This is a genomic window from Comamonas sp. 17RB, from assembly GCF_030056555.1.
Lineage (GTDB): Bacteria > Pseudomonadota > Gammaproteobacteria > Burkholderiales > Burkholderiaceae_C > Comamonas > Comamonas terrigena.
In genome coordinates this window covers 106,754-129,049 of record NZ_JASHHY010000004.1, presented here as the reverse complement: position 1 = coordinate 129,049, position 22,296 = coordinate 106,754, and the positions used below count along the sequence as shown (strand labels likewise).

The following is a 22,296-nucleotide window of genomic DNA, read 5'->3' as shown; positions in this document are numbered from 1 at the left end:
CAGCCCGGAGGCCGGGAACCGCCTGGCGGGCTCGCCCGGAATTCGTCAAGGGCCGATGAATTCGCAACCCCCAGGGGTGGGCACACGGCCAGCAGCCGGAGCACGGCTCTGCAGGTTGCAGGCAAGCCAACCCGGCAGCTCCGATGGATGAAGGGGCTTTGCAAACAGAAACCCCTGGGCTGCCGGATAGCCCAGGTCCTTGAGCAGGTTGCGCTGTGCATCGGTTTCCACCCCTTCCGCCACCACCGACAGGTGCAGGCTTTTGCCTACGCCCAAAATGGCGCTGCTCAGGGAACGTGCCGCTTCGTCATGTTGCAGGTCGGCAACAAAGCTGGGGTCCAGTTTCAGTTCGCTGACGGGCAGGCGGCGCAGGTAGCTCAGGCTGGAATATCCGGCGCCAAAGTCCTTCATGGAAAGCCGCACCCCCTGCCTGTGGATGTCGTGCAGTGTTTTCAGCGTGGCGGGGTTGGCATCCTGCAGAATGCTTTCCGTCAGTTCCAGGGTAAGGTCCTGCGGTTGCAGGCCATGGCGGTGCAGCGTATCGGCAGTGATCTGTGCCAGATCGAGGTGCTGAAAATCCGTCGGCGAGAGATTGACCGACACAGCTGGCACGTCGACGCCTTCCCGGCGCCATTGCGCCAGCTGGCGACAGGCTTCATCCAGGGCCCAGCGGCCCAGCTCGGCCGTCAGACCGTGTTCCTGTGCCAGCGCGATGAACTGCGCAGGAGGAATTTCGCCGATCTCCGCATGGGTCCAGCGCGCGAGTGCCTCCACGCCGTAGAGTTCGCCGGTCGCCAGATCGATTTGAGGCTGGTACTGCAACCGCAGGCGCAGTTGCCGGCCTTGCAGGGCGTTGCGCAGTTCCATCTCCAGCATCAGCTTCTGCTGTGCTACACGGTTCATTTCGTGGCTGAAAAAACAGAACCTGCCCCTGCCCGTGCTTTTGGCCTGGTACATGGCCATGTCGGCATGCTGCAGCAGTGTCTCCAGATCCTGTCCATCGGCGGGAAAGAGGGAAATTCCGATGCTGGCAGAGATGGTCAGGCTGGTTTTCTTGATGGTCAGCGGTTCGGCCAGCAGCACCTGCAAGCGCTCGATCGTGCTGGTGGCATGGTCCGCATCGCATTGCGTCAGCACTGCTGCAAATTCATCGCCGGACAGGCGTCCGACGATGTCGTTGGCGCGCAGCACCTGTTGCAACCGGGCCGCCATGGTGCGGAGCAACTCGTCACCAGCGCCATGGCCCAGGGAGTCGTTCACCTGCTTGAAGCGGTCCAGGTCAATGAACAGCACGGCCAGTTGTTCGTGGTTGCGCGCTGCCGAGGCGATGGCCTGGTCCGCCTTGGCGCGCAGCAAGGCCCGGTTGGGCATGCCGGTCAGCCCATCGTAGAACGCCAGCTGGCGAATGCGGTGCCGGTCCGATTCGCGCTCCAGTGCCAGGGCGCACAAATGCGTACAGGCGTCGATCAGCTTCTGGTGAAATTCCTGCGAAGCCTTGGCCCGTGGTTCCCGAAAATAAAAGGCAAACGTGCCGATGGGCTGGTGCTGGCTGTTGCGGATGGGCGTCGACCAGCAGGCCTGGTAGCCCAGCGGCAGCACCAGATGCCGGTATTCCTTCCAGAGCGGGTCCTGGGCGATGTGGTCCACGATGACCGGTGCATTGCGCCAGGCCGCCGTGCCGCAGGAGCCGGCGGCCGGACCGATGGACTGTCCGTCCAGAAGCTGCGCATACGATTGGGGCAAGCTCGCGCCCGCCAAGGGGTGCAGCAGTCCCTGGGCGTCCACTTCCAGAACCGAGGCCGTCACTTCCGGCGCAATCCGCTCGACTTCCTGGCAGACCAGTTCCAGGACCTCCGTCAACGGACGCTCACGCGCCAAGGCCTCCAGGACGCGGTGTTGCAACGCCTCGTGCATCTTGGAGCGGGTGATGTCCGTGAGCATGGAGACGGTGTATATCCATGCACCCTGCGCATCCTGGATGGGGTTGCTGATGACCTTGATCCAGTAGCGCTGACCGCTTTTGCCCACCACAATTTCTTCCCGCTCCACGGACGTCCCGGCACGCAATGCGCCGTGGTAGTTTTCTGAAAATTCGGGCGGCAGGTGCGGTGCCAGCAGGCCGATGGGGGCCTTTCCCAGCGCTTCTTCGTTCTGCCAGCCAAACAGGCGGGTGAAACCGCGGCTCACATGCAGGATGCGGGAGTCCTTGTCGCTGATGATCAAAGCCGCATCCGAGGTGTCTGCGATCAGCGTCAACCGCGTGAGATGTTCCTGCTGTGCCTGCTCTTTCACGTAGCGGTCCGTGATGTCGGTCGCAATCTTGAGAATGTGCTGCACTTGGCCCTGTGCGTTGAATACGGGGGAATAAGTGGCGTCCAGCCAGCAACTGCGGCCATCGTCGCGTATGCGCTCCACGGGACCGGAGAAGGGGTTCCCGGCACACAGATTCGCCCAGATGGTGCTGTAGCGTCCGCTGTTGAGCAGGGCTTGCGGGCAGAAGCTGCGGTGCTTTCTGCCCCGCGCCATGTCATGCGACAGGCCAAACAGCTGCAGGTAATTGGCATTGGCATGGCGCAGCGTGCCATCGAGCTCGAACTCTGCAATGGCCATGACCCTGTCGAGTGCCATCAACTGCTCCGCACCCAGATTGCGAGGAAAGTCATCCAATGGGGTTTCACCTTTCATGCGCGCTCCTCCGACCGAACCTTCTGGTGCTGACAGCACACGCCACATGTACGAACTTCGCGTAAGTGGGCATTCATGTTAGGAGGGTTGTCTGAGCAGGAAATACCATTTAGCCATGGATAGGAAGCGGGTATCTATGTGAAGAACCTCATAGCCTGTGCGCGGCACAGACCGCAGGGTGTGGAATGCACATGACGCTGATCGGTCTTCGCTGGCAGCGCTCCATCCGGCCAGGCTGTGGAGAGACATGGGCACTGTGGAAGGCATAAAAAATCCCGGACTCCCCGGGATTTTTGCTCTGGATATGTGTGGTGCATGAGGTCCGCTCCAGCGGGTGCCGTGCACGGCGCGCAGCGTGCCGGCGCTGGTATGGGCCTATTACGTTTCCAGCGCCCCAAACTGCCGGTACCCGCCGGTTTCCGGAAAGCTTCCCGGACGCTTTTGCTGGCCGGCCTGGACGGCTTCCATCACATGGCGGTTGCTCCAGATGCCGGACTGCAGCCAGCCCATCTGGCGCAGGCTGTCCTGCACGCTGTGGTCGCGTGCGTAATGCAGGGCCTGCTTGGTGCCCCAGATGGCCACGGGTGGGTGCCGGGCAATCTCCTGGGCGCAGGCCATGGCGGCTTGCAGTGCGGCGTCAGGGGTGTCGAGCACGGCATTGACAAAGCCCTGTTGCAGGGCCTGGGCTGCGGGCCAGCGGCGACCGGTGTAGGCCAGCTCCTTGACAAGCCCCATGGGCAACAGCTTGGGCAGGCGCTGCAGGCTGCCGATGTCGGCCACCATGCCGATGTTGATTTCCTGCACGCAGAAGAAGGCATCCTGTGTGGCGTAGCGGATGCAGGCACAGGCCACCATGTCCAGCGCGCCGCCAATGACGCCGCCTTGCAGCACGGCAATCACCGGCAGGCGCAGCTCTTCAATGCGGGTGAGTGTGGCCTGCATGTCCCACAGCATTTCGGCCAGCGCGGCGCGGCCTTCGGGCGTGCGGTCGTCCGGGGCGAAGCCAGGGTTGGCAAAGGTTTCCAGGGCCATGCCGGCCGAGAAGTGCTTGCCGGTACTACTGATGACCAGGGCGCGGGCCGTTTGGGCTTCCGGGCTGTGTTGCAGGTGGTGGAGCACGGCATCCAGCTCACGCCAGAAGCCGGGGCTCATGGTGTTGAGGCTGTCCGGGCAGTTGAGCTGCAGGTGGGCAATATGGTCCTGCAGCGTCCAGCGAAAGTGGCTGAGAGCGGGAAGGGGTGAGGCAGTGGCGCCGGCTGCGGCGGTTGCTGCGGTGTTGGAGGCGGTCGATGTGGTCATGCGCTGCACTCTAGGCGGCGCTGCGGCAGTGCACCACTGGCGTAAACACCGGATGTGCACCGGCCGTGCCAACCGCTGTGGTGCGGAAGACGCGCCTGCCGGCTGAGACCTTCTGGCAGGCGCGTGGGCGACAGGCTGGCAGCAGCCTGTCTGCTGCGCAATCAGGCCGGGTCGATCTGCACGGTGAAGCCCTTGCCGGTGGCAATCACCTCGAGCAGGCGGTCGATATTGGGGTGCGCTCCGGGGCGGGCCTTGGCGTCTTCGGTGTGCTCGGCAAAGATCTGCAGGCCTTCTTCGGCCGCTGCCACATTGATGCTGCCGTGCTTGGCTGCCAGGGCGTTGTACACGGTGACCGAACCGGCCTTGCCCGGGGCGTTGGGGATGGTGGCGACCACGGCGCCGCTGTCGTCCAGCAGGTGCAGGGCGGCAATGTGGGTGATGGCGGGCAGCTGGCGCAGGTTGTCGGCAAAGGCCATGGTCAGGGCTTTCAATTCAAGAGGTCTGGAAAAACGCAGCCGCTGGAGGCCAGGGCTGCGGCCGCTATTGTGGCTCGGAGTGGGGCAGCGGTTGGCGAAGCCCGGGGTCGTCTGGGTATATGCCGTTCATGAATCAGATCGTGGGGCTCCCGGAGAGGGCGTCTTCGCTGGGTGGGCTGCTGGCTGCGGCCTCAAGACACCAGGACATAGCCCAGGCCTGCAGCCAGAAGCACCACGGCCACCGGTGGCACACGGGCCACGGCCAACAGTGCCAGGTACAGCAGGGCCAATGCGCAGTCCTGCCGGCTGTGGATGGCGCTGGTCCACACCGGGTCGTACAGGGCCGCCAGCAGCAGGCCTACCACTGCGGCGTTCACCCCCGCCAGCACGCGCTGGGCCACAGGGTGGGCGCGCAGCGCTGCCCAGAACGGCAGGGCGCCCAGCACCAGCAAGGCGGCGGGCAGAAAAATGGCCACCAGGGCCAGCAGGCCACCCAGCCAGGCCGACCATGCCCCCGATCCCAAGCTGAGCGGCAGTAGCGCACCCAGATAGCTCGCCAGCGTGAACAGCGGCCCCGGTACGGCCTGGGCGGCGGCGTAGCCGGCCAGAAACTGGTCGCTGCTCAGCCAGCCGGGCTGCACCACGCCGCCTTGCAGCAGCGGCAGCACCACATGGCCGCCGCCAAATACCAGCGCTCCGGCCTGGTAGAACACGCTGGCGGCCTGCCATAGCGGTGACTCGGTGCCGTGGGCCAGCAGTGGCAGAGCCAGGCCCAGCAGCAGGCACAGCACAAGCAAGGCCGCGCCTGTGCGGCGGGAGATGCCTAAGTGGGAGAGGGCGAGGTCCGTGGCAGTCGATGCAGGCAAGGCCGGCCGTACCCAGCGCCAGCCGATCAGCGCGCCCAGTGCAATCAGCAGCAGTTGCACGCTGGCGCCGAGGTGGGCGGACAGCCCCAGCGTCAGCACTGCCGCGCCGAGCGCAAGGGCGGCGCGCAGCCGGTCCGGGCACAGGCTGCGGGCCATACCCCAGACGGCCTGGGCCACCACCGCCACGGCCACCAGTTTGAGTCCGTGCAGCACGCCGTGGAACGTGCCCTCCTGCCCTACTGCGTGCGACAGGCCCAGGGCCAGGGCGATCAGCAGCAGGGCGGAGGGCAGCGTGAACCCCAGCCAGGCTGCCAGCGCTCCCCAGCCACCGGCACGCAACTGGCCCAGGGCCATGCCCACCTGGCTGCTGGCCGGCCCGGGCAGGAACTGGCACAACGCGACCAGATCGGCATATTGCGCATCGCTGAGCCATTGGCGCCGCTGCACGAACGCCGTGCGGAAATAGCCCAGATGTGCCACGGGACCGCCAAAGGAAGTCATGCCCAATTGCAGAAAGACGACGAAGACTTCCAGCACCTGGCGCCAGCGTGCGGGCGGCCGCGAGGTGGCGGCTGCGGGAGGGGATGGCATGCCATCTCCTGGAGTGTTGGGGTCTTGGGGCCTGGCTGTGCGGTCAGGATGCAGCGGCGTTGCGAAGGTGACCGGGGCCACGGCGCGTGGGGGAGTAGAGGGGGATGGCATGGCGGCACGAGAGAAGACGGCACCAGCATAGCGCCGGTATGTGAAAGTCCAGGGTCCGCTGTGCGGACGCGACCGTGGGGGCTGTGCCGGGGTGGTATGGTCTTGCAGCAGCTTCTTTCCGGCATGGCCCTCGCTGGCCGCGCTGGCCACCGGGTGTGCGTACAGAGGCCGCATGCGGCGTGGCGCGGGTCACTCTGTGTCGGAACCGCTTTCTTTGCGCAGGCCTCCCAGCCCCATGCCGACGCCCATGCCCCCCATGCCACCGGCAGCCGCGCCGCCACCACCACCACCACCACCACCTGCGCGGCCCCCGCCGGCTGCCGCACCCGTGCCGCCTGGAGCACCGGTTGCGCGCCGGGCGTTGCCACCACTGGTGCTGCTGCGCGTAGGGCCCTGGTTGGGGATGGTGATGTGGGCGGGAATCGGCTCCAGGTCCAGTGCCGCACGGATGAACTGGCGCAGCGAGGCCACCAGCGGCGCGGTTTCAATGGCGCGGCCGGCCACCATGTCCTGCGCCGCCTGGGCGGCCAGACGCACCTGCTCTTCGGTGCCCAGGAGGATCACATCGGACAAGGCCGCTTCCACGCTATCGCGCGTGCGGCGCTGGCGTTCGCTGCTGCTCAGGGTCGGGATGTCATCACTGTCTTCGCCGCTGCCGTCGTCCGCTTCGGCGGCATCTGCCATGGTTTCCGCCCGGCGTGCGGCAGCGTGCACCTCACGCAGATGCACGGGGCTGACGGCCAGTTGCCCGGTGAAGCTGCCACCCAGGGTCTTGTAGGCGGCCATCAAGGTTTTGAGCCGCTCGTTGATCTGGCGGTTTTCGCGTTCCCGGCGCTTCTGGATGGTCTGCATGAAGACCAGGCGTATGCCCACCATCAGCAAGGTGATCAGCAGCAGGCTGGCCACAGTGGTGAGGATGGAGGACCAGGAACTGAAATCGATCATGCCGCCGCGCATGGTGTCTCCTCAGGTTGCGGACTGCAGCAGCACGCGCTGGATGTAATCCCATTCTGCTGGGGTGACCTCGGTGATGGACAGGCGATTGCCCCGTTGCAGCACGCGCATGTCCTGCAGCGCGGCATGTTCGCGCAACTCGGGTATCAGGATGGGACGGGTCTTGCGCAGGGCCTGCACATCCAGCAGCAGCCAGCGGGGTTGGTCGGGCTTGCTCTTGGGGTCGTAATAGGGTGAGGCCGGGTCGAACTGGCTGTCGTCCACGCGCAGGCCACCGGCGATGCGGGCCAGGCCGTAGATGCCGGGTTCGGCGCAGCTGGAATGCCAGTACAGCACACCGTCGCCCACGCGCATCTGGTCGCGCATGTAGTTGCGCGCCTGGTAGTTGCGCACACCATCCCAGGCGATGGTCTGCCCGGGCGCTGCGAGGGCGTGGTCGATGGAGTAGGCATCAGGCTCGTTCTTCATGAGCCAGTAGCGGGGCGTGGAGGCATCGGTCATGGCTGCAATGATCGCCGATTTGGTGCCGCAGGGGTGGGGTGGTGCCGCACGCGCCATGGGCGAAAAAAAGCAGGTGTACCGGGGTACACCTGCTGTGGGGGCAATGACTGCCGGGCCGCAGCGCCGGCAGCGGCCGTTGGTCGGCTCAGCGGGCCTTGCTGCGGACCAGGTTGTAGATGAACAGCAGGACGATCGCTCCGATGACGGAGGCGATCCAGCCGGCGGCTTCACCCTGGGCGTACAAGCCCATGGCTGCACCCAGATAGCTGGCCAGGAACGAGCCGGCAATGCCCAGCAGGATGGTCATGATCCAGCCCATGCCATCGTCGCCCGGTTTGAGCGCGCGTGCGATCAGGCCCACGATCAAACCCACAATCAAGGTTCCAATTAGCGACATCATCTTTGATCTCCAAAAGCAATAGGGGCAACTCTAAAGAGCGCGCGCGGCGTGGGTTGTCGGACAGGGGCTTTTTGATGGTGCGGCGCACTGCGCGTGTGCATTGTGACAAGGCCGGAGCAGGGGCAGGCCGCCCAGTATGTCAAGAAACGTCCTGAGGCCCAGGTCCCTATGGAGCGGATTGCTATCGATCAGGAGAGAGGCGGGATGGACGGTCCGTCCGGCGCAGCGGGCGCAGGCCCGCTGCCTGGCTGCTGCTGTGCACCTGCTCAGGCCGTGCAGGACTGCGGGGCCGTGTCGGTGAGCAGTTGCTGGTGGGCGTAGTGCGCAAAGCGCGGCAGCAGGCGTGCGGCCCAGGGCGTGCTGCACACGGGCCACTCGCTGGTGTCGGCACTGGACAGCGCGTGGCTGTGCAGGCTGTGGCGCACATGGTCCACATAGGCTTGCATCACCAGCGCATCGAATTCCGGGTGGAACTGTACGCCCCATGCATGCGCCCCCCAGCGAAAGCCGTGGTGGGGTTCGTGCGGGTTGGCTGCCAGCACCTGGGCGCCAGCAGGCAGGCGGCGTACCGACTGGTAGTGCACGGCGTGGGCCTGAAAGCGGGCGGGCAGGTCGTGCCACAGCGGATCTAGCGCGGCGGCGCGCTGCGCGTCAACGGGTACGGTGCCCAGCTCCAGGCCGGCGGGGTGCGGGGCGACCTGCCCACCCAGGGCCTGGGCCAGCAACTGGTGGCCAAAGCAGATGCCCAGCAGGGGCAGATCCTGCTCGGCCAGGCTGCGCAGCCAGTCCTCGCAGCGCAAGCACCAGTCGGCACCGTCGGTGACCATGTCGTGCGAACCCGTGATGACCAGGCCGGCCATGGCGCTGCGCTCCGGCCATTGCCAATCGGCTGCGGTGCAGGCGTGGGCATCCAGCACGCGGATGTCCAGCGGTGTGCCGGCCAGACCGTGGGTGATCCAGTCTTCAAAATCGCCATGCGCTGCCGCGAGCGCGGGCAGGGTAGACCCGGTTTTGAGGATGTACAGAGCTGGTGTGGCGGATATGGCAGGCATGAAGCATTCCCAGAGCGTGTCAGATATGCATTTTTTGCATGCAAGAATCATGCCGTTCGTCTGTCTGCCTGGTGTCCGCGCGCCCTGGGGACGCGGGGTCAGTCGACCGGCAGGGAGAGCAGCCACTGCGCCAGTGCGTCGCGCCAGACGGCGGGCTGACCCAGAAAGCTGGCGGTGTCCACGCGTTGCAGCTGTACCGGGGTATCCGGCGCGGTCTGCCATTCCAGCACCCAGGTGGGAAAGCCCTGGCCACCGGCGCGCTGCAGCCACTGGCGGCTGTCCAGAATGTGGTCGATCGTGCGGTCGCCCAACTGCATCACATAGGCCGCTGCAAATTGCTGGGGGTCCAGCCCGGCCTCGGCGGCGATTTGCTGCAAGGTGTCGGCATCGCTGATGGTGCGGCCTTCCACGTAGTGCGCGTGCTGGATGCGGTGCAGCAGATCCAGGGCGTGGACTTGTGGCTGGTCGCTGGCTTGGTCCATGGCCTGCACGGCCAGCAGGGCGGTGATGGGTGGGCCGGAGTCCAGCGGCGTGCCCACCTGGTTCAGCAGAACGTCGGTGTAGGCGGGGCCGAAGGGCTGGCCGGTCAGCTGGGCAATGCGTTGGTCGTGTGGCAGCACGTGGTCGCGCCAGTCGGCCGTGATGCGCCGCGCGTACGGGCCTGCCAGCATGCCGCCGGCATGCCATTCCAAAGACAGGCCGGGCAATTGGCGTGCGGCATCCACCAGCGGTGCGGCGCCATAGCACCAGCCGCACAGTGGATCAAAGATGTAGTGCAGGGTGGGTGCGGTGCGGGCGAAGGTCATCAGCTATGGGCAAAGGGTGGAGATTGCCGCAGTATGGCCCAGCAGACATCACCCGCCACCGCGCAGCCTGCATGGGGCTGCACCGGTGGGGTGACATATCCGATGGCCTGGATGCAATCGGCATCACGCAAAGCCGACCCCACAGGCAGCCCGAAGCGGCAGGCTGTGCGCAAGCAAGCATGCAAGCAACGGGATGGCCTGTCGGCGCATGCCCTTGGCTGCGCACACCGCCACTTTGCACCGCTTTCGGGCGGCTGGTATGGACACTGTGTTGCACCTGCTGGGCCGTGTGTCCAGCTTTTTGCTGCGCTTGCAGGAGTTTCAACTGCTCTTTATCTGGCCCGGCTGGCTGGTGCTCAGGTTGCTCACGCTGGGACGCTATCCGCGATTTCTGGGTCCGCGGCGCAATGCCACGGCGTATGGAGACGTGGAGCTGGTCAGCTGCACAGGGCTGGTGGCCGTGCTGCTGGCCCTGGTGTGGTGGACGCATTCTGGCGCAGGTAGCGCCGTTGGCTGCAGCGCTGCCAGCCTGTCGGGGAGGCCTGCGCCGAGGTAGAGCGGTCTGCAGGGGGCAAGGGCCTGCACAGGCCCTTTTCGGTGTTTACAGCTTGCGCAGCCGTTCCAGTGCAGCGCGCAGGGTGTCGTCCTGCTTGGCAAAGCAAAAGCGCACCACCTTCTGGTCAAAGCCATCGCCGTAGAAGGCCGACAGCGGAATGGCCGCCACGCCCACTTCCTTCACCAGCCACTGGCAGAACTCGGCCTCGTTCAGATCGCTGATGGCGGAGATGTCTGCGCACTGGAAGTAGGTGCCGGCCGTGGGCAGCAGCTTGAAACGGGTCTGGCTCAGCCCTTCTGCAAACAGATCGCGCTTGCGCTGGTAGAACGCGGGCAGTTCCAGGTAGGGGGCTGGGTTCTGCATGTAGGTGGCCAGGCCGACCTGCATGGGGGTGTTCACGGTGAACACATTAAACTGGTGCACCTTGCGGAATTCGGCCGTCAGTGCAGCGGGAGCAGCCACGGTGCCGACCTTCCAGCCTGTCGCGTGGTAGGTCTTGCCAAAGCTGGAGACGATGAAGGTGCGTGCCGCCAGGCCCGGGAAGCGTGCCGCGCTTTCGTGCTGGGCACCGTCAAACACCATGTGCTCGTACACCTCGTCGCTGATCAGCAGCACATTGGTGGGAGCCAGCAGGTCTTCGAGCTGCTGCATTTCTGCCGCCGTCCACACCGTGGCGCTGGGGTTGTGTGGCGTGTTGACGATCATCAGCCGCGTTCTGGGCGTGATGGCGGCGGAAATCTTGGCAAAGTCCGGCCGGAAGGTGCCGGGCGTCAGCGGCACGCGCACGATGGTGCCGCCGGCCATCTCGATATTGGGGGCGTAGCTGTCGTAGCAGGGGTCCAGCACGATCACTTCATCGCCGGCCTGCACGGTGGCCAGGATGGCGGTCAGGATGGCCTGGGTGGCGCCTGCGGTGATGGTGATCTCGGTCGCCGCGTTGTACTGGCGGCCATGGAGGGTGTGGATTTTGGCGGCCACTGCTTCGCGCAGTTGGGGCATGCCGGCCATGGGCGGGTACTGGTTGTGGCCGGCGCGCATGGCATCGTTGACGGCGTCCAGCAGCGTGGGGTCGCAGCCAAAGTCCGGAAAGCCCTGGCCCAGGTTGACGGCCTGGTGTTCGGAGGCCAGGGCCGACATCACGGTGAAGATGGTGGTGCCCACATGGGGCAGGCGGCTGGGAAAGCTGGGGGTGTGCGCGGTGGTCATCGCTCAATCGCAAAAAGGCAAAAGCCCGGGGGCTAGGGGTCTAGCGCCGGGCTGGGGAAGGTCTCTGGGTGAACTGTACGCTCACAGTTCGTAATCGTTGACGTGGCCGGTCATTGCCCGCGCGATCAGGTCGCGGCTGAGGCGGTCGCTCAGGGTTTCGGCAAACTTGTAGACGAAGTTGCGCAGGTAGGCGCCGCGCTTGAAGGCCACGCGCGCCACGCTCTGGCCGAACAGATGGCCGACGGGGCGGGAGACCAGGTCCACGCCCGGATCGTCACGCATGGCCATTTCGGCCACGATGCCGATGCCCAGGCCCAGGCGCACATAGGTCTTGATCACGTCCGAATCAATCGCTTCCAGCACGATGCGCGGGGTGATCTTGCGCGTGGCAAAGGCGGTGTCGATCTTGTTGCGACCGGTGAACGAGGGGTGGTAGGTGATCAGCGCTTCCTGACCGATGTCTTCCAGACCGATGCGTTCCTTGGTGGCCAGCGGGTGGCCCTTGGGCACCACCAGCACGTGCTGCCATTCGTAGCAGGGCAGGGTGACCAGGTCGGGGTAGTCGGCCAGCGATTCGGTGGCCATGCCGATTTCGGCCACTTCATCCAGCACCATGCGTGCCACTTCGTGGGGTGTGGCCTGGTGCAGGCTGATGGTGACTTTGGGGTAGGCGTCACGCAGCTTGGCCACCGCATTGGGCAGCACATAGCGTGCCTGGGTGTGGGTGGTGGCAATGCTGAGGGTGCCACTGTCCTGGGCACTGAACTGCTCGCCGATGCGCTTGAGGTTGCCGACTTCGCGCATGATCAGCTCGATGCTTTTGAGCACATGCTGGCCGGGCTCGGTGATGCGCTTGAGGCGCTTGCCGTGGCGGGCGAAGATGTCCACGCCCAGTTCTTCCTCCAGCTCGATGATGGCCTTGGAGACGCCGGGCTGCGAGGTGTGCAGCGCTTTGGCGGCCTCGGTGAGGTTGAGGTTGCGGCGGGCGGCCTCTTGAACGAAGCGGAATTGGTGCAGATTCATAAGCGGATGTCGGCTGGCGTGGACATCATTATGAATGATTTATCTAAAGTTTTGGTTCTTTATATATGTGCTGCTGTGCGATTTGCGCCAACAGGCCGATGACCCGGGGGTCTTCGCCCACGGGAGTGGCGCTGTCCAGCTGCACGCCGGGGTGCTGCTGGCGGGCTTGCTCCAGCAGCAGGGGTAGGTCTTCGCGCGCGTGGCGGCCGGTGCCCAGAAACAGCGGCAGCACGGTAATGCGGGTGCAGCCCTGGGCGACCAGCTGCGCAATGGCGGCGGGCAGTGAAGGGCTGCTGATCTCCAGGTAGGCGCACAGGCAGAGCGCGCCCGGCTGTTCTGCCAGCAGTTGATCGCGCACGGCCTGCATGGGGCGGTGCCACAGCGGGTCACGCGAGCCATGGGCGAACAGCACCAAGCCCGCCGCCGGAGCGGCAGGGCCGGGGCCGCTGTGGGGGGATGGGGTCATCGCCGCAGCACCAGCCAGGTGAAGGCACCCAGGGACAGCAACGAATAGATCACCCCGGGGGCTGCAGCTGTCAGCATGGGCTGCCAGTTGTTCAGATTGCCGGCGTAGCCAAACACGTTGTTGAGCAGGAAGAAGCTGATGCCGGCCATCACACCGCCGAACACATAGCCTGCCAGTCCACCGGAGCGGAAATGCAGATAGGCAAAAGGCAGGGCCAGCACCACCATCACCAGACAGCTGAGCGGGTAGAACAGCTTGCGCCAGAACTCGATCTCGTACTTCTGCGCCGACTGGTCGTTGCTCTGCAAATGCTGGATGAAGCGGAACAGCTCGATGGTGGGCATGCGATCAGGCTTGTGCACGGCCGCTGCCACCATGTTGGAGGTGAGATTGGTGGCAAAGTCGTATTCGGCTTCGGTGTAGCGCTGCAGGCGCGCCTGTGTGGGTTCGGGGTAGCTGAACTCGGAGCGGCGTACCTGGCTGAGCTTCCACAGGTCGTTGTCCTTCACCTCGGCTTTTTCGGCATGGATCTGGCGCAGCATGCGGCCGTCGGCATCGAACTCGAAAATGCGCACACCCAGCAGCTCGTCGTCGCGGATATTGCGCACATTGATAGCCAGGGTCCTGCCGTCCTTGCGTTCCTTCAGCCAAGCCCCTGTCGCCCCGGAGGTGACGGTGCCGCCCTGGAACTTGGCTTGGGTGGCCGATGCGGCGCGTTCGGACAGCGGAGCGATGTAGTCCCCTATCAGAAAGGTCAGCACCACAAAACCGGCACCAATGGTGACCAAGGTGCGCAACGCCAGCCAGGGGCCTAGGCCGCTGGTGCGCATGATGGTGAATTCCGAGCTTTGCGCCAGGCGGGCCATCACGTAGATGGTGCCGATCAGCACGGTGATGGGCAGCAGCTCGTACAGGTGGTTGGGCACTTCCAGCAGCACCACCAGCATGGCCTGGGGGACACCGTACTGCTCGTAGCGGCCCACATAGCGCATTTCGTCGAGCAGGTCGAAGAAGAAGAACAGCGCCAGGAAGGCCAGGGTCACAAACGCCACCGTGGTGATGACGTCCTTGAAGATCATTTTGCGCAGTGTCTTCATGCCGAAGCTCCTTGCGGCACTTGGGCGCGGCGTTGCAGCAGTTGCTTTGGCGACCAGCGGTGGTGGCGAATCATCAGGGTGGTCAGGGCGATCCCCAGGACCACGCCGTGCAGGCCGAGCAGAAAGCCCAGCATGGACATACGGCCGGAGACGACCCAGCTCTGACCCACGGTCATCAGGTTGTAATAGACCACGAAGGCCAGCAGCGCGACGGCCAGGCTGGTGCTTTTGGCGGCACGCGGGTTGGCGTTGGTGATGGCCAGGGCCAGCAGCACAAAGTTGAGTGCTGCCAGGGGCAGGCCCAGGCGCCAGCCCAGCTCGGCCCGGTCCTTGGGCGCGTCAGAGGCCAGCAGCGCCGCAGTGGGCTGGGATTTGGTGGCCAGGGCTTCGGCGCTGGCGCTGCTGCCGTCCGATAGGCGCAGCGCGTATTCCTGGAACTGGCTGATGCGCAGCCCCGCGCCATCAGGCTTGGTTTCGATGCGTTGGCCATCGGTCAGCACCGCCATTCTCACGCCTTGCTGCACGCGTAGATGGGCGCTCTTGGCGGAGGTGACGACCTCTTTGCCATTGCTGTTGTCAACGATGAAGACATTGCTCGCAGATTCGGAGGACACGGATTCCTTGTCGATGAAGAACACCCGCTGGCCGTCCGAGGATTCCTGGAACTCTCCGGGGGCAATGCGGTCCACATCGCTGCGCTGCTCGAATTGCTCACGCATCTGCTGCACCTGCTGGTTGCTCCAGGGCCAGACCCATACGCCCAGCACGGCAACGATCAGCAGCACCGGCCAGGCAAAGCGCAGCAGCGGCTTGACCAGACTGGCCAGGCCGCGGCCGCTGGCAAACCAGATCACCATTTCGCTGTCACGGTACATGCGGGTGAGCGTGCCGACAATGGAGACGAACAGGCTCAGCATCAGGATGGTGGACAAATGGCTGAGCACGGTGAAGCCCATGACCAGCAGCACGTCGGATGGGCTGACATTGCCCTTGGCGGCCTGGCCTAATGTGCGGATCAGCATCATGGTCATGACCACGGTAATCAACACCACCAGGGTTGCGCCAAAGCTGCGGGCCAGCTCCTTGCGTATGGATGAATCGAATAACATCGGCTTTAAAGGAAAACACCGATTATGAACTTTGATCTCAAGGCCTTGAACTTGGCGGGTGCTGCCGCTGAAAAATGTGATGCGCTGGTGCTGCTGGTGCCCGACGCTTTCAAGCCCGGCAAGGACGCGCTGTCGCAGTGCGTGGCGCAGGCGCGCAAGGCAGGGGATCTGGACAACGGTGCCGGCAAGCAACTGGCGCTGTACCAGCCCGCGGGCGTGGCGGCCCGCCGCGTGCTGCTGCTGGGCGCGGGTACGGCCTCCGCCAAGGAAGTGCGTACCGCGCTGACCGCGGCTGCCAGCACCCTCAAGGCCACGGGCTGCAAGCGTGCGGTGGTGTGCCTGTCGGCCCTGCCGGATGCGGCGGCGGTGACGGCCGCTGCCGTGCAGACGCTGGCCGATATCAGCTATGTGTATACGGCGACCAAGCCCGAAGCCAAGGCCCTGGCCTGGACGCGTACCACCGTGGCGGTGCCCGACAAGGCTGCGGCCGCACAGGCATTTGCCCTGGGCGAGGCCTTGGCCTCTGGCGTGGGCATGGCCCGCGAATGGGCCAACCGCCCCGCCAACCATGCCACGCCCACCATGCTGGCGGCTGCGGCCAAGGCCTTGGCCAAGCACGGCGGTATCCAGTGCAAGGTGCACGGCCCCAAGGAAGTGGCCAAGCTGGGCATGGGGGCCTTCATGGCGGTGGCACAGGGTTCGGCCCAGCCGCTGCAGTTCATTGAACTGCACTACAACGGCGCGGCCAAGTCGCAGGCGCCGGTGGTGCTGGTGGGCAAGGGCATCACGTTCGACACCGGTGGCATCTCGCTCAAGCCGGCAGCGGGGATGGACGAGATGAAGTTTGACATGGGCGGCGCCGCCAGCGTGCTGGGCGTGTTCCGCGCGATGGCCGAGCTGCGCCCCGCCATCAATGTGGTCGGCCTGATCCCAGCCTGCGAAAACATGCCCGACGGTACGGCCGTCAAGCCCGGGGACGTGGTCACCAGCATGAGCGGCCAGACCATCGAGATCCTGAACACCGACGCTGAAGGCCGTCTGGTGCTGTGCGATGCGCTGACCTATGCCGCACGTTTCAAGCCTGCCGCACTGGTGGACGTGGCCACGCTTACCGGTGCGTGCGTGATTGCCCTGGGCGGCATCCGCAGTGGGATGTACGCGACCAGCGATGCGCTGGCCGATGCCTTGCAGAAGGCGGGCGATGCCGCGCAGGACCTGTGCTGGCGCATGCCGCTGGACGACGACTACGCCGAAGGTCTGAAGACGACGTTTGCCGATGTGGCCAATGTGGCAGGCCGTGCCGCAGGCTCGGTCACCGCCGCCAAGTTCCTGCAGCGCTTTGTGGGCGACATTCCCTGGGCGCACCTGGACATCGCCGGTACCGCATGGAAGGAAGGCGCTGCCAAGGGCGGCACCGGCCGCCCGGTGGGGCTGCTGGTGCACTATCTGCTGGGACAGGTGGCCACGGCAGCCAAAACAGCCAAGCCGGTGAAGGCCAAGGCGCCCCAGGCGGTGGTTGCGGGCAAGGTCGCCAAGAGCGCAAAGCCTGTGAAAGCCGCCAAGGCAGTCAAAACCGTCAAGGCCGTCAAGGTGGCGCAGCCTGCTGCGGCATCCGACACGGCGCCGACGGCCAAAGCCGCGCTGACGCCAGTGGAAGCTGCGCGCGATTGAGAAGGCGGGTGCTGTGATGACCGAGGTGGCTTTTCACTTCAACGCGCCGGACAAGCTGGGCTATGTCTGCCGGTTTGTGCGCAAGGCACTGCGTCATGGGGCGCAGGTGACTGTCACCGCCCAGCCCGGCGTGCTGGCCCATCTGTCGGCACGGCTGTGGAAAAGCGCACCCAGCGATTTTCTGGCCCATGCCGGCCCTGGCGCTGATCCGCAGGTACAGGGCTTGTCGCCGGTGGTGCTGGTGCAGCAGGCTGAGGCCTCGCCGCACCGCGACATCCTGCTGAATCTGGGCGAAACTGTGCCCGAAGGGCTGGAAGGTTTTGCGCGGGTGGTGGAGGTGGTGTCGCTGGACGATATGGACCGCGCCATGGCCCGCAATCGCTGGAAAGACTATGCCGCACGTGGTCTCGCCATCCAGCGGCATGATCTGGTGCTGAAAGGAATGTGATGGAGCCGTTTGGCCGCCAACCGCCGCGCTTTGTGCCGACGCTGACCGATGTGGTGCCGGAAGGCCTGCCGCTGGCAAAGCCTGCGCAGCAGGAGCCGGTGCTGGAAGACCGACTGGACACGCCGGGATTGCCGTCGGAGTCTGCCGCCGGCATGCCTGCGGGATCGGAGGACGTACCGCAGGCGGGTGCGCAGCCAGCAGCAGGCTCCGTGTTGGAACCCGTGCTGACGTCATTCGCGCCAACTGGTACGACAGGCATGTCCGTGCCGGCACAGAGGGACCCGGTGCTGGCGGAGCCGCCTGCGGACTGGCTTGGTGGGGAAGCGGATGCTGTGGCGGGTGGGTATGCCGATATGCCTTTGGTGCTGGATCTGCCCGAGCCCGCGGCGGAGCCAGCATCCGTGCCCGCGTGGGATGCCGCAGCCCTGCACGAGATGCTGGTAGAGCGCATTCTGGCGCGGGTCCAGCCCCAGCTGGAGGCGCATCTGCGCGAAGTGGTGGCCGATGTGGTGTCCATGCATGCCCAGGCCATGTCGCGCAGCCTGCATGCTGCCGTGGAAGATGTGGTGCAGCACGCCGTGGCCGATGCGATCACCCAGGAACAGATCCAGGCCCAGTTGGGGATTCAGTCCCCTCTGTAGCGCCGAAGGTGTGGTGGTGCGGTGATTCATTGCCTCACTGAAAACAAAAAAGGCCTGCTGATGCAGGCCTTTTTGATAGGGACGTGCTCCCGTGGAGCAGCTCAGCGCGGACCAAGCACCTCAGGGTTGACGATGTTGGTCGGCTTGCCTTGGACGAAATTCACCACATTGTCAAAAGCCGCGCCAAAGTACAGCTCGTAGTTGTCTTGCTCCACATAGCCGATGTGCGGCGTGCATATGCAGTTCTCCATGCGCAGCAGCGCATGGCCTTGGAGGATGGGCTCGGACTCGAACACATCCACCGCGCCCATGCCAGGGCGGCCGTGCTGCAAGGCCGTGGCCAGGGCGTCTGGCTCCACCAGTTCGGCCCGCGAGGTGTTGACGAACAGGGCCGTGGGCTTCATCAGCGACAGGTCACGCAAGGTGATGCAGTGCTGCGTGTCGGGCGTGAGCTTGAGGTGTACGGACAGAATGTCGCAGGTGGAGAAAAAGTCTTCGCGCGAATGGGCCACCTGGTAGCCATCGGTCAGTGCCTTGGCGCGGGAGGTCTCGCGCCCCCAGACCTTGACGCCCATGCCAAAGGCCTTGGCGTAGCCGGCCACGATCTGGCCGATGCGGCCATAACCCCAAATGCCCAGAGTGCGACCGCGCAGCACGGTGCCCAGGCCGAAGTTGGAAGGCATCGAGGCCGCCTTGAATCCGGACTGCTGCCAGGCGCCATGTTTGAGGTTGGCGATGTACTGCGGCAGGCGGCGGCTGGCCGCCATGATCAGTGCCCAGGTCAGCTCGGCCGGTGCAACCGGGGAACCCACGCCTTCTGCCACGGCAATGCCGCGCTCGCTGCACGCCTGCAGATCGATGTGCGGGCCCACGCGGCTGGTTTGTGAAATCATCTTCAGCCGGGGCAGCTTCTCCAGCAGAGCGCGGGTGATGGGCGTGCGTTCGCGGATCAGCACAATGATGTCGGCATCACGCAGGCGCACAGCCAACTGGCCCACGCCTTTGACCGTGTTGGTGAAAACCTTGGCGTTGAAAGCGTCCAGACGGCTGGCGCAGTGGAGCTTGCGAACTGCGTCTTGGTAGTCGTCCAGGATCACGATATTCATGGGAGCGTGGCCTTATCAAACCGGGAGAAGTGAAACGCGTGGCAGGCAGCCGCAATAGCGAATCTGCCGCACAAATGTGTATTCTCTTCCGAAACGTGCGTTAAAACCATGTGAAACCGGTGTGTGCACGTAAAACCGTGCGCCATGGAAGCGGTGGATGTCAGCCGGGTGACAGCGGCGTGCACCGGCTGGGCGACAGAAGGCCGCAGAAAAGCGGTGCCCTTGGCAGCACAAATGCGCTGTTGGCTGGCAGCGGGCGGCGAGCGGGCCTGCTACGTTGGGCTGATGCAAAGTTGGAATCGATCGCAATGGCGCGCTGCTGCGCTGCAATGTCTGGCAGGCGTGCTGCTGGGAGGGCTGGGCGGCTGCGTCAGTGCACCGGCGCCGCGTGGAGCGGTGCAAGGGGAGAAATTCTCGGCTGAAGAGATATGGCAGTCCGACAGCAACCGCATGGTGACGCTGGCGATGCGCGACAACCTGGAAAGCCTGTGGCTGCTGGCGGACAAGCTCTACCAGCGGAACCCAAGGGAGTGGAAAAAGAGTGCCTCCAGCCGCGAAGCGGCAGTGGCGCAATTGCGCAAGGCGGTGCTGGAGCGTCAGCCGTGGCCCGATCTGCAAGGCCAGCGTGATATCGCGGCCTTGTCGCTGGCGCTGCAGCCGCAATTTGCTGGGGACCGCGTGGCGGGCTTTGTCTATGCGGCAGCAGATACGGTGATCACCGCGCATGGCAACAAGACCCGGTTCACTCTGGTTGATGGCCTGGATGCACAGCATGTCTTCAATGCCGCGCGCAATCTGGAAGTGGCCAACTGGATCCTCAACAGCCGACGCAATGCCGATGGTTCATCGTTGCTGCTGTCCAACCACATCGACGACAGCCAACGCAATCTGAGCTTCGAGCGGGAGATGGGCAAGATCATCGGCCGGCTGGATCTGGTGGCCAGCTATGCCACGGAGCGTTACCGCCGCTCGGTCATCGGCTATGGGCAAGGGCTGGTGGCTGGGCCGTTTCTACAGTTTCTGCCGGTGCGCTGAATGCGCTGCGTACCCGTGGGTGCGTTGTTCGGTGGCAGGGATCGGCTGGCAGGCGTGCCACAATCGCTGCATTGCAAGGACAGAACGGCGCAGGCATTGCCCGGTTCTGGCGTTTGTATCGAGGCTCGATCGACTCCCTTGCGCCATGCCGGCTTGCCGGGGCGCAACACCGCTGCTGCATTGCTGCGGGTCGATCGTTCCGGGGCCGGGCACCTGCTGTTGTTCTAACGCTTTGTCCCGTGTCACACCGCCAACCCATACGCGTCGCTGATATTGCGCAGTTTGACGCCATCATCGACGCCCGCACCCCGGCCGAGTTCGCGCTAGACCGCATTCCGGGCGCCATCAATTGCCCCGTGCTCAGCAACGAAGAGCGCGTGACCATCGGCACCATCTACAAGCAGGTCAGCCCTTTCGAGGCCAAGCGGCTGGGCGCCGCCATGGTTGCCGCCAATCTGGCGGGCCATCTGCGTGAGACCTTCGCCAACCAGCCAGCCCACTGGAAGCCGCTGGTGTACTGCTGGCGCGGCGGGCTGCGCAGCGGCTCCATGGTGACCTGGCTGAGGCTGGTGGGCTGGGACGCGCAGCAGCTGGCCGGCGGCTACAAGGCGTTTCGCGGGCATGTGATTGCGCAGTTGGAGCAGCAGGTGTCCCGCTTGCATCTGCGGGTGCTGTGTGGTGCCACCGGCAGTGCCAAGACCCGCGTGCTGCATGCCCTGCAGGCGCAGGGCGCGCAGGTGCTGGACCTGGAAGGCATGGCCAGCCACAAAGGATCTCTGCTGGGAGGCCTGCCTGGCGTCGAGCAGCCCAGCCAAAAGCATTTCGACACCTTGCTGTACACCCAGCTGGCACAGCTGGATCTGACGCGCCCGGTGTTTGTGGAAGGAGAAAGCCCCAAGATCGGTCGCGTGGCCCTGCCGTTGGCGCTGGTGGAGCAGATGCGCCAGGCACCGGTGGTGGAGGTACGTGCCACACCGGAGGCACGGCTGGCTTATTTGCTGCGTGATTACGTCTACCTGGGCGACGACGCCGCGGGTCTGGCCTTCAAGCTGGGATTCTTGAAGGAGCTGCAGGGCAGGGAACGCGTGACGCGCTGGCAAGGCTGGGCACAGCAGGGCGATCTGCCTGCATTGTTTGCCGAGTTGATGGCGCTGCACTACGACCCGCAGTATGAGCGTTCCCAGGCCAAGCATTTTGTGCAGTGGGCACAGCGGCAGGTGCTTCAAACAAACGATTTGACCGAACAGGGCATTGCTGCGCTGGCGGGCCGGATGTATGCCGATCAGGCGTGAAGCGCAGCCAGGACGCTGCTGACGACCCGCTGGCGCAGGGCCACGCGCAGCAGGCTTGGGGTCATGGCAATGGACAGCGGCGGGTGGCATGCAGCCACCGCCACCGGCCAGGAGCTCCTGGCATGAACAGCGCCGTGCGCGGGAGCAGGAGCGGGGCTGGTCTTGCGTGCCGTGTTCAATCGCGCTTGGCGCGGATCACCCGGCCGTCGGCCGCATCCACCTTGACTTCCATCAGCACGCCATCGGCCTGCAGCACGTTGACCTGGTAGCTGGTCGTGCCCCAGTGGTTGTCCAGTTCCGCACTGACCGCGGTGCCGGGTGTGTGTGTGGTGGCAGACTGGATGGCTTGGGGCAGGCTGGCTTTGGCACTTTCCAGACGCTGCAGATCTTTGCGTTTGGCCTTGCCGTCGTTCTTGTACGGGGTGGCCTGGCCGGTCACGGCATTCACCCAGACCTCGACGCTCTCGCCATTGGGGGTGATGACTTCCATCTCGTAACGGGCTCCTGCCTGATCGCCCTTGTCCAATTCGGCTTCGATCACCGATCCCGGCACGGCGCGGGTGGCGTTGTCGATGGCCTGGATCAGGCTGAGCTTGGATTGCGCCGTAAGCTGCAGCCATTCCGCGCCCGATTTGGCGCTGGCCAGGGTGCAGAACGCCGCTGTGGCAAGGGCAAGAGCGGAAATACGAGGTGAAAAGCGCATGCGGGAACTCCTTGTGCAATGCAAAAAGAAAGGACAAGCTTAGGCGCCGCTGGCGGCCGGGGTGTGTCAGCCTAGACCGGCAATTGGCTCGCTGCAAGCGGGCAAGCGGTGCGACTGCCGCATCCTCGCCTCGGAAATGCGTGCATCAGAGTGCCGGCACAGGGGTTCGGTGGTGTGGCGCTGACTTCAGTACAGCGCAACG

The 22,296-nt window shown here is 65.0% G+C and carries 20 protein-coding genes and 1 pseudogene; 5 read left to right on the top strand and 16 right to left on the bottom strand.

The window, feature by feature from the left end:
- Window positions 1–45: 45 nt before the first annotated feature.
- The 14 genes from QM470_RS08845 to lptF form a co-directional block, all read right to left on the bottom strand.
- Window positions 46–2,685, bottom strand: a complete 2,640-nt coding sequence (locus tag QM470_RS08845; RefSeq protein ID WP_283338974.1) for a sensor domain-containing protein — start codon at window positions 2,683–2,685, stop codon at window positions 46–48.
- A gap of 378 nt (window positions 2,686–3,063) precedes the next feature.
- A complete protein-coding gene (locus QM470_RS08840) occupies window positions 3,064–3,984 on the bottom strand; it encodes an enoyl-CoA hydratase-related protein (protein WP_283338973.1) in 921 nt (306 codons plus the stop codon).
- 161 nt (window positions 3,985–4,145) lie between these two features.
- Window positions 4,146–4,460, bottom strand: a complete 315-nt coding sequence (locus QM470_RS08835) for a DUF2322 family protein (protein ID WP_066535975.1) — start codon at window positions 4,458–4,460, stop codon at window positions 4,146–4,148.
- 191 nt (window positions 4,461–4,651) lie between these two features.
- Complete coding sequence (gene chrA, locus QM470_RS08830; protein WP_283338972.1) at window positions 4,652–5,917, bottom strand: chromate efflux transporter; 1,266 nt, start codon at window positions 5,915–5,917, stop codon at window positions 4,652–4,654.
- Window positions 5,918–6,217: 300 nt separating this feature from the next.
- A complete protein-coding gene (locus QM470_RS08825; RefSeq protein ID WP_283338970.1) occupies window positions 6,218–6,985 on the bottom strand; it encodes a hypothetical protein in 768 nt (255 codons plus the stop codon).
- 9 nt (window positions 6,986–6,994) lie between these two features.
- Window positions 6,995–7,483 (bottom strand): EVE domain-containing protein, encoded by a 489-nt coding sequence (locus QM470_RS08820; protein ID WP_283338969.1) that lies wholly within the window; start codon window positions 7,481–7,483, stop codon window positions 6,995–6,997.
- 145 nt (window positions 7,484–7,628) lie between these two features.
- Window positions 7,629–7,883, bottom strand: coding sequence for a GlsB/YeaQ/YmgE family stress response membrane protein (locus tag QM470_RS08815; protein WP_280013964.1), 255 nt, complete (start codon window positions 7,881–7,883; stop codon window positions 7,629–7,631).
- Between the two features lie 266 nt (window positions 7,884–8,149).
- Window positions 8,150–8,935, bottom strand: a complete 786-nt coding sequence (locus tag QM470_RS08810) for a glutamine amidotransferase (RefSeq protein WP_283338968.1) — start codon at window positions 8,933–8,935, stop codon at window positions 8,150–8,152.
- A 98-nt stretch (window positions 8,936–9,033) separates the two neighbouring features.
- On the bottom strand, window positions 9,034–9,741 hold the full coding sequence (locus QM470_RS08805) for a DsbA family protein (protein WP_283338967.1): 708 nt from the start codon (window positions 9,739–9,741) through the stop codon (window positions 9,034–9,036).
- 601 nt (window positions 9,742–10,342) lie between these two features.
- Window positions 10,343–11,503, bottom strand: coding sequence for a pyridoxal phosphate-dependent aminotransferase (locus tag QM470_RS08800; protein ID WP_283338966.1), 1,161 nt, complete (start codon window positions 11,501–11,503; stop codon window positions 10,343–10,345).
- 81 nt (window positions 11,504–11,584) lie between these two features.
- On the bottom strand, window positions 11,585–12,526 hold the full coding sequence (locus tag QM470_RS08795; protein ID WP_280013969.1) for a CysB family HTH-type transcriptional regulator: 942 nt from the start codon (window positions 12,524–12,526) through the stop codon (window positions 11,585–11,587).
- A gap of 43 nt (window positions 12,527–12,569) precedes the next feature.
- Entirely contained in the window at window positions 12,570–12,992 is a 423-nt protein-coding gene (locus QM470_RS08790) for a sirohydrochlorin chelatase (protein WP_280013970.1), read from the bottom strand.
- On the bottom strand, window positions 12,989–14,089 hold the full coding sequence (lptG, locus tag QM470_RS08785) for an LPS export ABC transporter permease LptG (protein ID WP_066534356.1): 1,101 nt from the start codon (window positions 14,087–14,089) through the stop codon (window positions 12,989–12,991). Before lptG ends, QM470_RS08790 begins: the two co-directional genes overlap by 4 nt.
- Window positions 14,086–15,198, bottom strand: coding sequence for an LPS export ABC transporter permease LptF (lptF, locus tag QM470_RS08780; RefSeq protein ID WP_283338965.1), 1,113 nt, complete (start codon window positions 15,196–15,198; stop codon window positions 14,086–14,088). The genes lptG and lptF overlap by 4 nt, the downstream gene beginning before the upstream one ends.
- A gap of 24 nt (window positions 15,199–15,222) precedes the next feature.
- On the opposite strand from lptF, the pseudogene QM470_RS08775 reads away from it, so the two are divergent.
- From QM470_RS08775 to QM470_RS08765, 3 genes and pseudogenes are all read left to right on the top strand, one after another.
- Window positions 15,223–16,719: pseudogene (locus QM470_RS08775) on the top strand (leucyl aminopeptidase); the annotation flags it as partial.
- Window positions 16,720–16,885: 166 nt separating this feature from the next.
- Window positions 16,886–17,317: a DNA polymerase III subunit chi gene (locus QM470_RS08770; protein ID WP_283338963.1), complete on the top strand. Its 432-nt coding sequence runs from the start codon at window positions 16,886–16,888 to the stop codon at window positions 17,315–17,317.
- Complete coding sequence (locus QM470_RS08765; RefSeq protein ID WP_283338962.1) at window positions 17,317–17,958, top strand: hypothetical protein; 642 nt, start codon at window positions 17,317–17,319, stop codon at window positions 17,956–17,958. Before QM470_RS08770 ends, QM470_RS08765 begins: the two co-directional genes overlap by 1 nt.
- A 101-nt stretch (window positions 17,959–18,059) precedes the next feature.
- On the opposite strand, the gene QM470_RS08760 is transcribed toward QM470_RS08765, so the two are convergent.
- Window positions 18,060–19,064, bottom strand: a complete 1,005-nt coding sequence (locus tag QM470_RS08760) for a D-2-hydroxyacid dehydrogenase family protein (RefSeq protein ID WP_066534346.1) — start codon at window positions 19,062–19,064, stop codon at window positions 18,060–18,062.
- A gap of 285 nt (window positions 19,065–19,349) precedes the next feature.
- On the opposite strand from QM470_RS08760, the gene QM470_RS08755 reads away from it, so the two are divergent.
- Both QM470_RS08755 and mnmH read left to right on the top strand, forming a co-directional pair.
- Window positions 19,350–20,099: a hypothetical protein gene (locus tag QM470_RS08755; protein ID WP_283338961.1), complete on the top strand. Its 750-nt coding sequence runs from the start codon at window positions 19,350–19,352 to the stop codon at window positions 20,097–20,099.
- A gap of 239 nt (window positions 20,100–20,338) precedes the next feature.
- The gene (mnmH, locus tag QM470_RS08750) at window positions 20,339–21,391 is read left to right on the top strand and encodes a tRNA 2-selenouridine(34) synthase MnmH (RefSeq protein WP_283338960.1); all 1,053 of its coding nucleotides are present in this window, start codon (window positions 20,339–20,341) and stop codon (window positions 21,389–21,391) included.
- Between the two features lie 175 nt (window positions 21,392–21,566).
- Here the strand turns inward: mnmH and QM470_RS08745 are convergent, their stop codons facing one another.
- Complete coding sequence (locus QM470_RS08745; RefSeq protein ID WP_280013976.1) at window positions 21,567–22,094, bottom strand: PepSY domain-containing protein; 528 nt, start codon at window positions 22,092–22,094, stop codon at window positions 21,567–21,569.
- Window positions 22,095–22,296 lie beyond the last annotated feature (202 nt).

Bases quoted from the DNA above. Each gene is read 5' to 3' on its own strand.
- lptG (WP_066534356.1), bottom strand. From the start codon at position 14,089: ATGAAGACACTGCGCAAAATGATCTTCAAGGACGTCATCACCACGGTG.
- QM470_RS08765 (WP_283338962.1), top strand. From the start codon at position 17,317: ATGGAGCCGTTTGGCCGCCAACCGCCGCGCTTTGTGCCGACGCTGACC.
- QM470_RS08745 (WP_280013976.1), bottom strand. From the start codon at position 22,094: ATGCGCTTTTCACCTCGTATTTCCGCTCTTGCCCTTGCCACAGCGGCG.
- QM470_RS08825 (WP_283338970.1), bottom strand. From the start codon at position 6,985: ATGCGCGGCGGCATGATCGATTTCAGTTCCTGGTCCTCCATCCTCACC.
- QM470_RS08760 (WP_066534346.1), bottom strand. From the start codon at position 19,064: ATGAATATCGTGATCCTGGACGACTACCAAGACGCAGTTCGCAAGCTC.
- QM470_RS08805 (WP_283338967.1), bottom strand. From the start codon at position 9,741: ATGACCTTCGCCCGCACCGCACCCACCCTGCACTACATCTTTGATCCA.
- QM470_RS08755 (WP_283338961.1), top strand. From the start codon at position 19,350: ATGCAAAGTTGGAATCGATCGCAATGGCGCGCTGCTGCGCTGCAATGT.
- QM470_RS08800 (WP_283338966.1), bottom strand. From the start codon at position 11,503: ATGACCACCGCGCACACCCCCAGCTTTCCCAGCCGCCTGCCCCATGTG.
- chrA (WP_283338972.1), bottom strand. From the start codon at position 5,917: ATGCCATCCCCTCCCGCAGCCGCCACCTCGCGGCCGCCCGCACGCTGG.
- QM470_RS08840 (WP_283338973.1), bottom strand. From the start codon at position 3,984: ATGACCACATCGACCGCCTCCAACACCGCAGCAACCGCCGCAGCCGGC.
- QM470_RS08815 (WP_280013964.1), bottom strand. From the start codon at position 7,883: ATGATGTCGCTAATTGGAACCTTGATTGTGGGTTTGATCGTGGGCCTG.
- QM470_RS08835 (WP_066535975.1), bottom strand. From the start codon at position 4,460: ATGGCCTTTGCCGACAACCTGCGCCAGCTGCCCGCCATCACCCACATT.
- QM470_RS08795 (WP_280013969.1), bottom strand. From the start codon at position 12,526: ATGAATCTGCACCAATTCCGCTTCGTTCAAGAGGCCGCCCGCCGCAAC.
- QM470_RS08820 (WP_283338969.1), bottom strand. From the start codon at position 7,483: ATGACCGATGCCTCCACGCCCCGCTACTGGCTCATGAAGAACGAGCCT.
- QM470_RS08845 (WP_283338974.1), bottom strand. From the start codon at position 2,685: ATGAAAGGTGAAACCCCATTGGATGACTTTCCTCGCAATCTGGGTGCG.
- lptF (WP_283338965.1), bottom strand. From the start codon at position 15,198: ATGTTATTCGATTCATCCATACGCAAGGAGCTGGCCCGCAGCTTTGGC.
- QM470_RS08810 (WP_283338968.1), bottom strand. From the start codon at position 8,935: ATGCCTGCCATATCCGCCACACCAGCTCTGTACATCCTCAAAACCGGG.
- QM470_RS08770 (WP_283338963.1), top strand. From the start codon at position 16,886: ATGACCGAGGTGGCTTTTCACTTCAACGCGCCGGACAAGCTGGGCTAT.
- QM470_RS08790 (WP_280013970.1), bottom strand. From the start codon at position 12,992: ATGACCCCATCCCCCCACAGCGGCCCCGGCCCTGCCGCTCCGGCGGCG.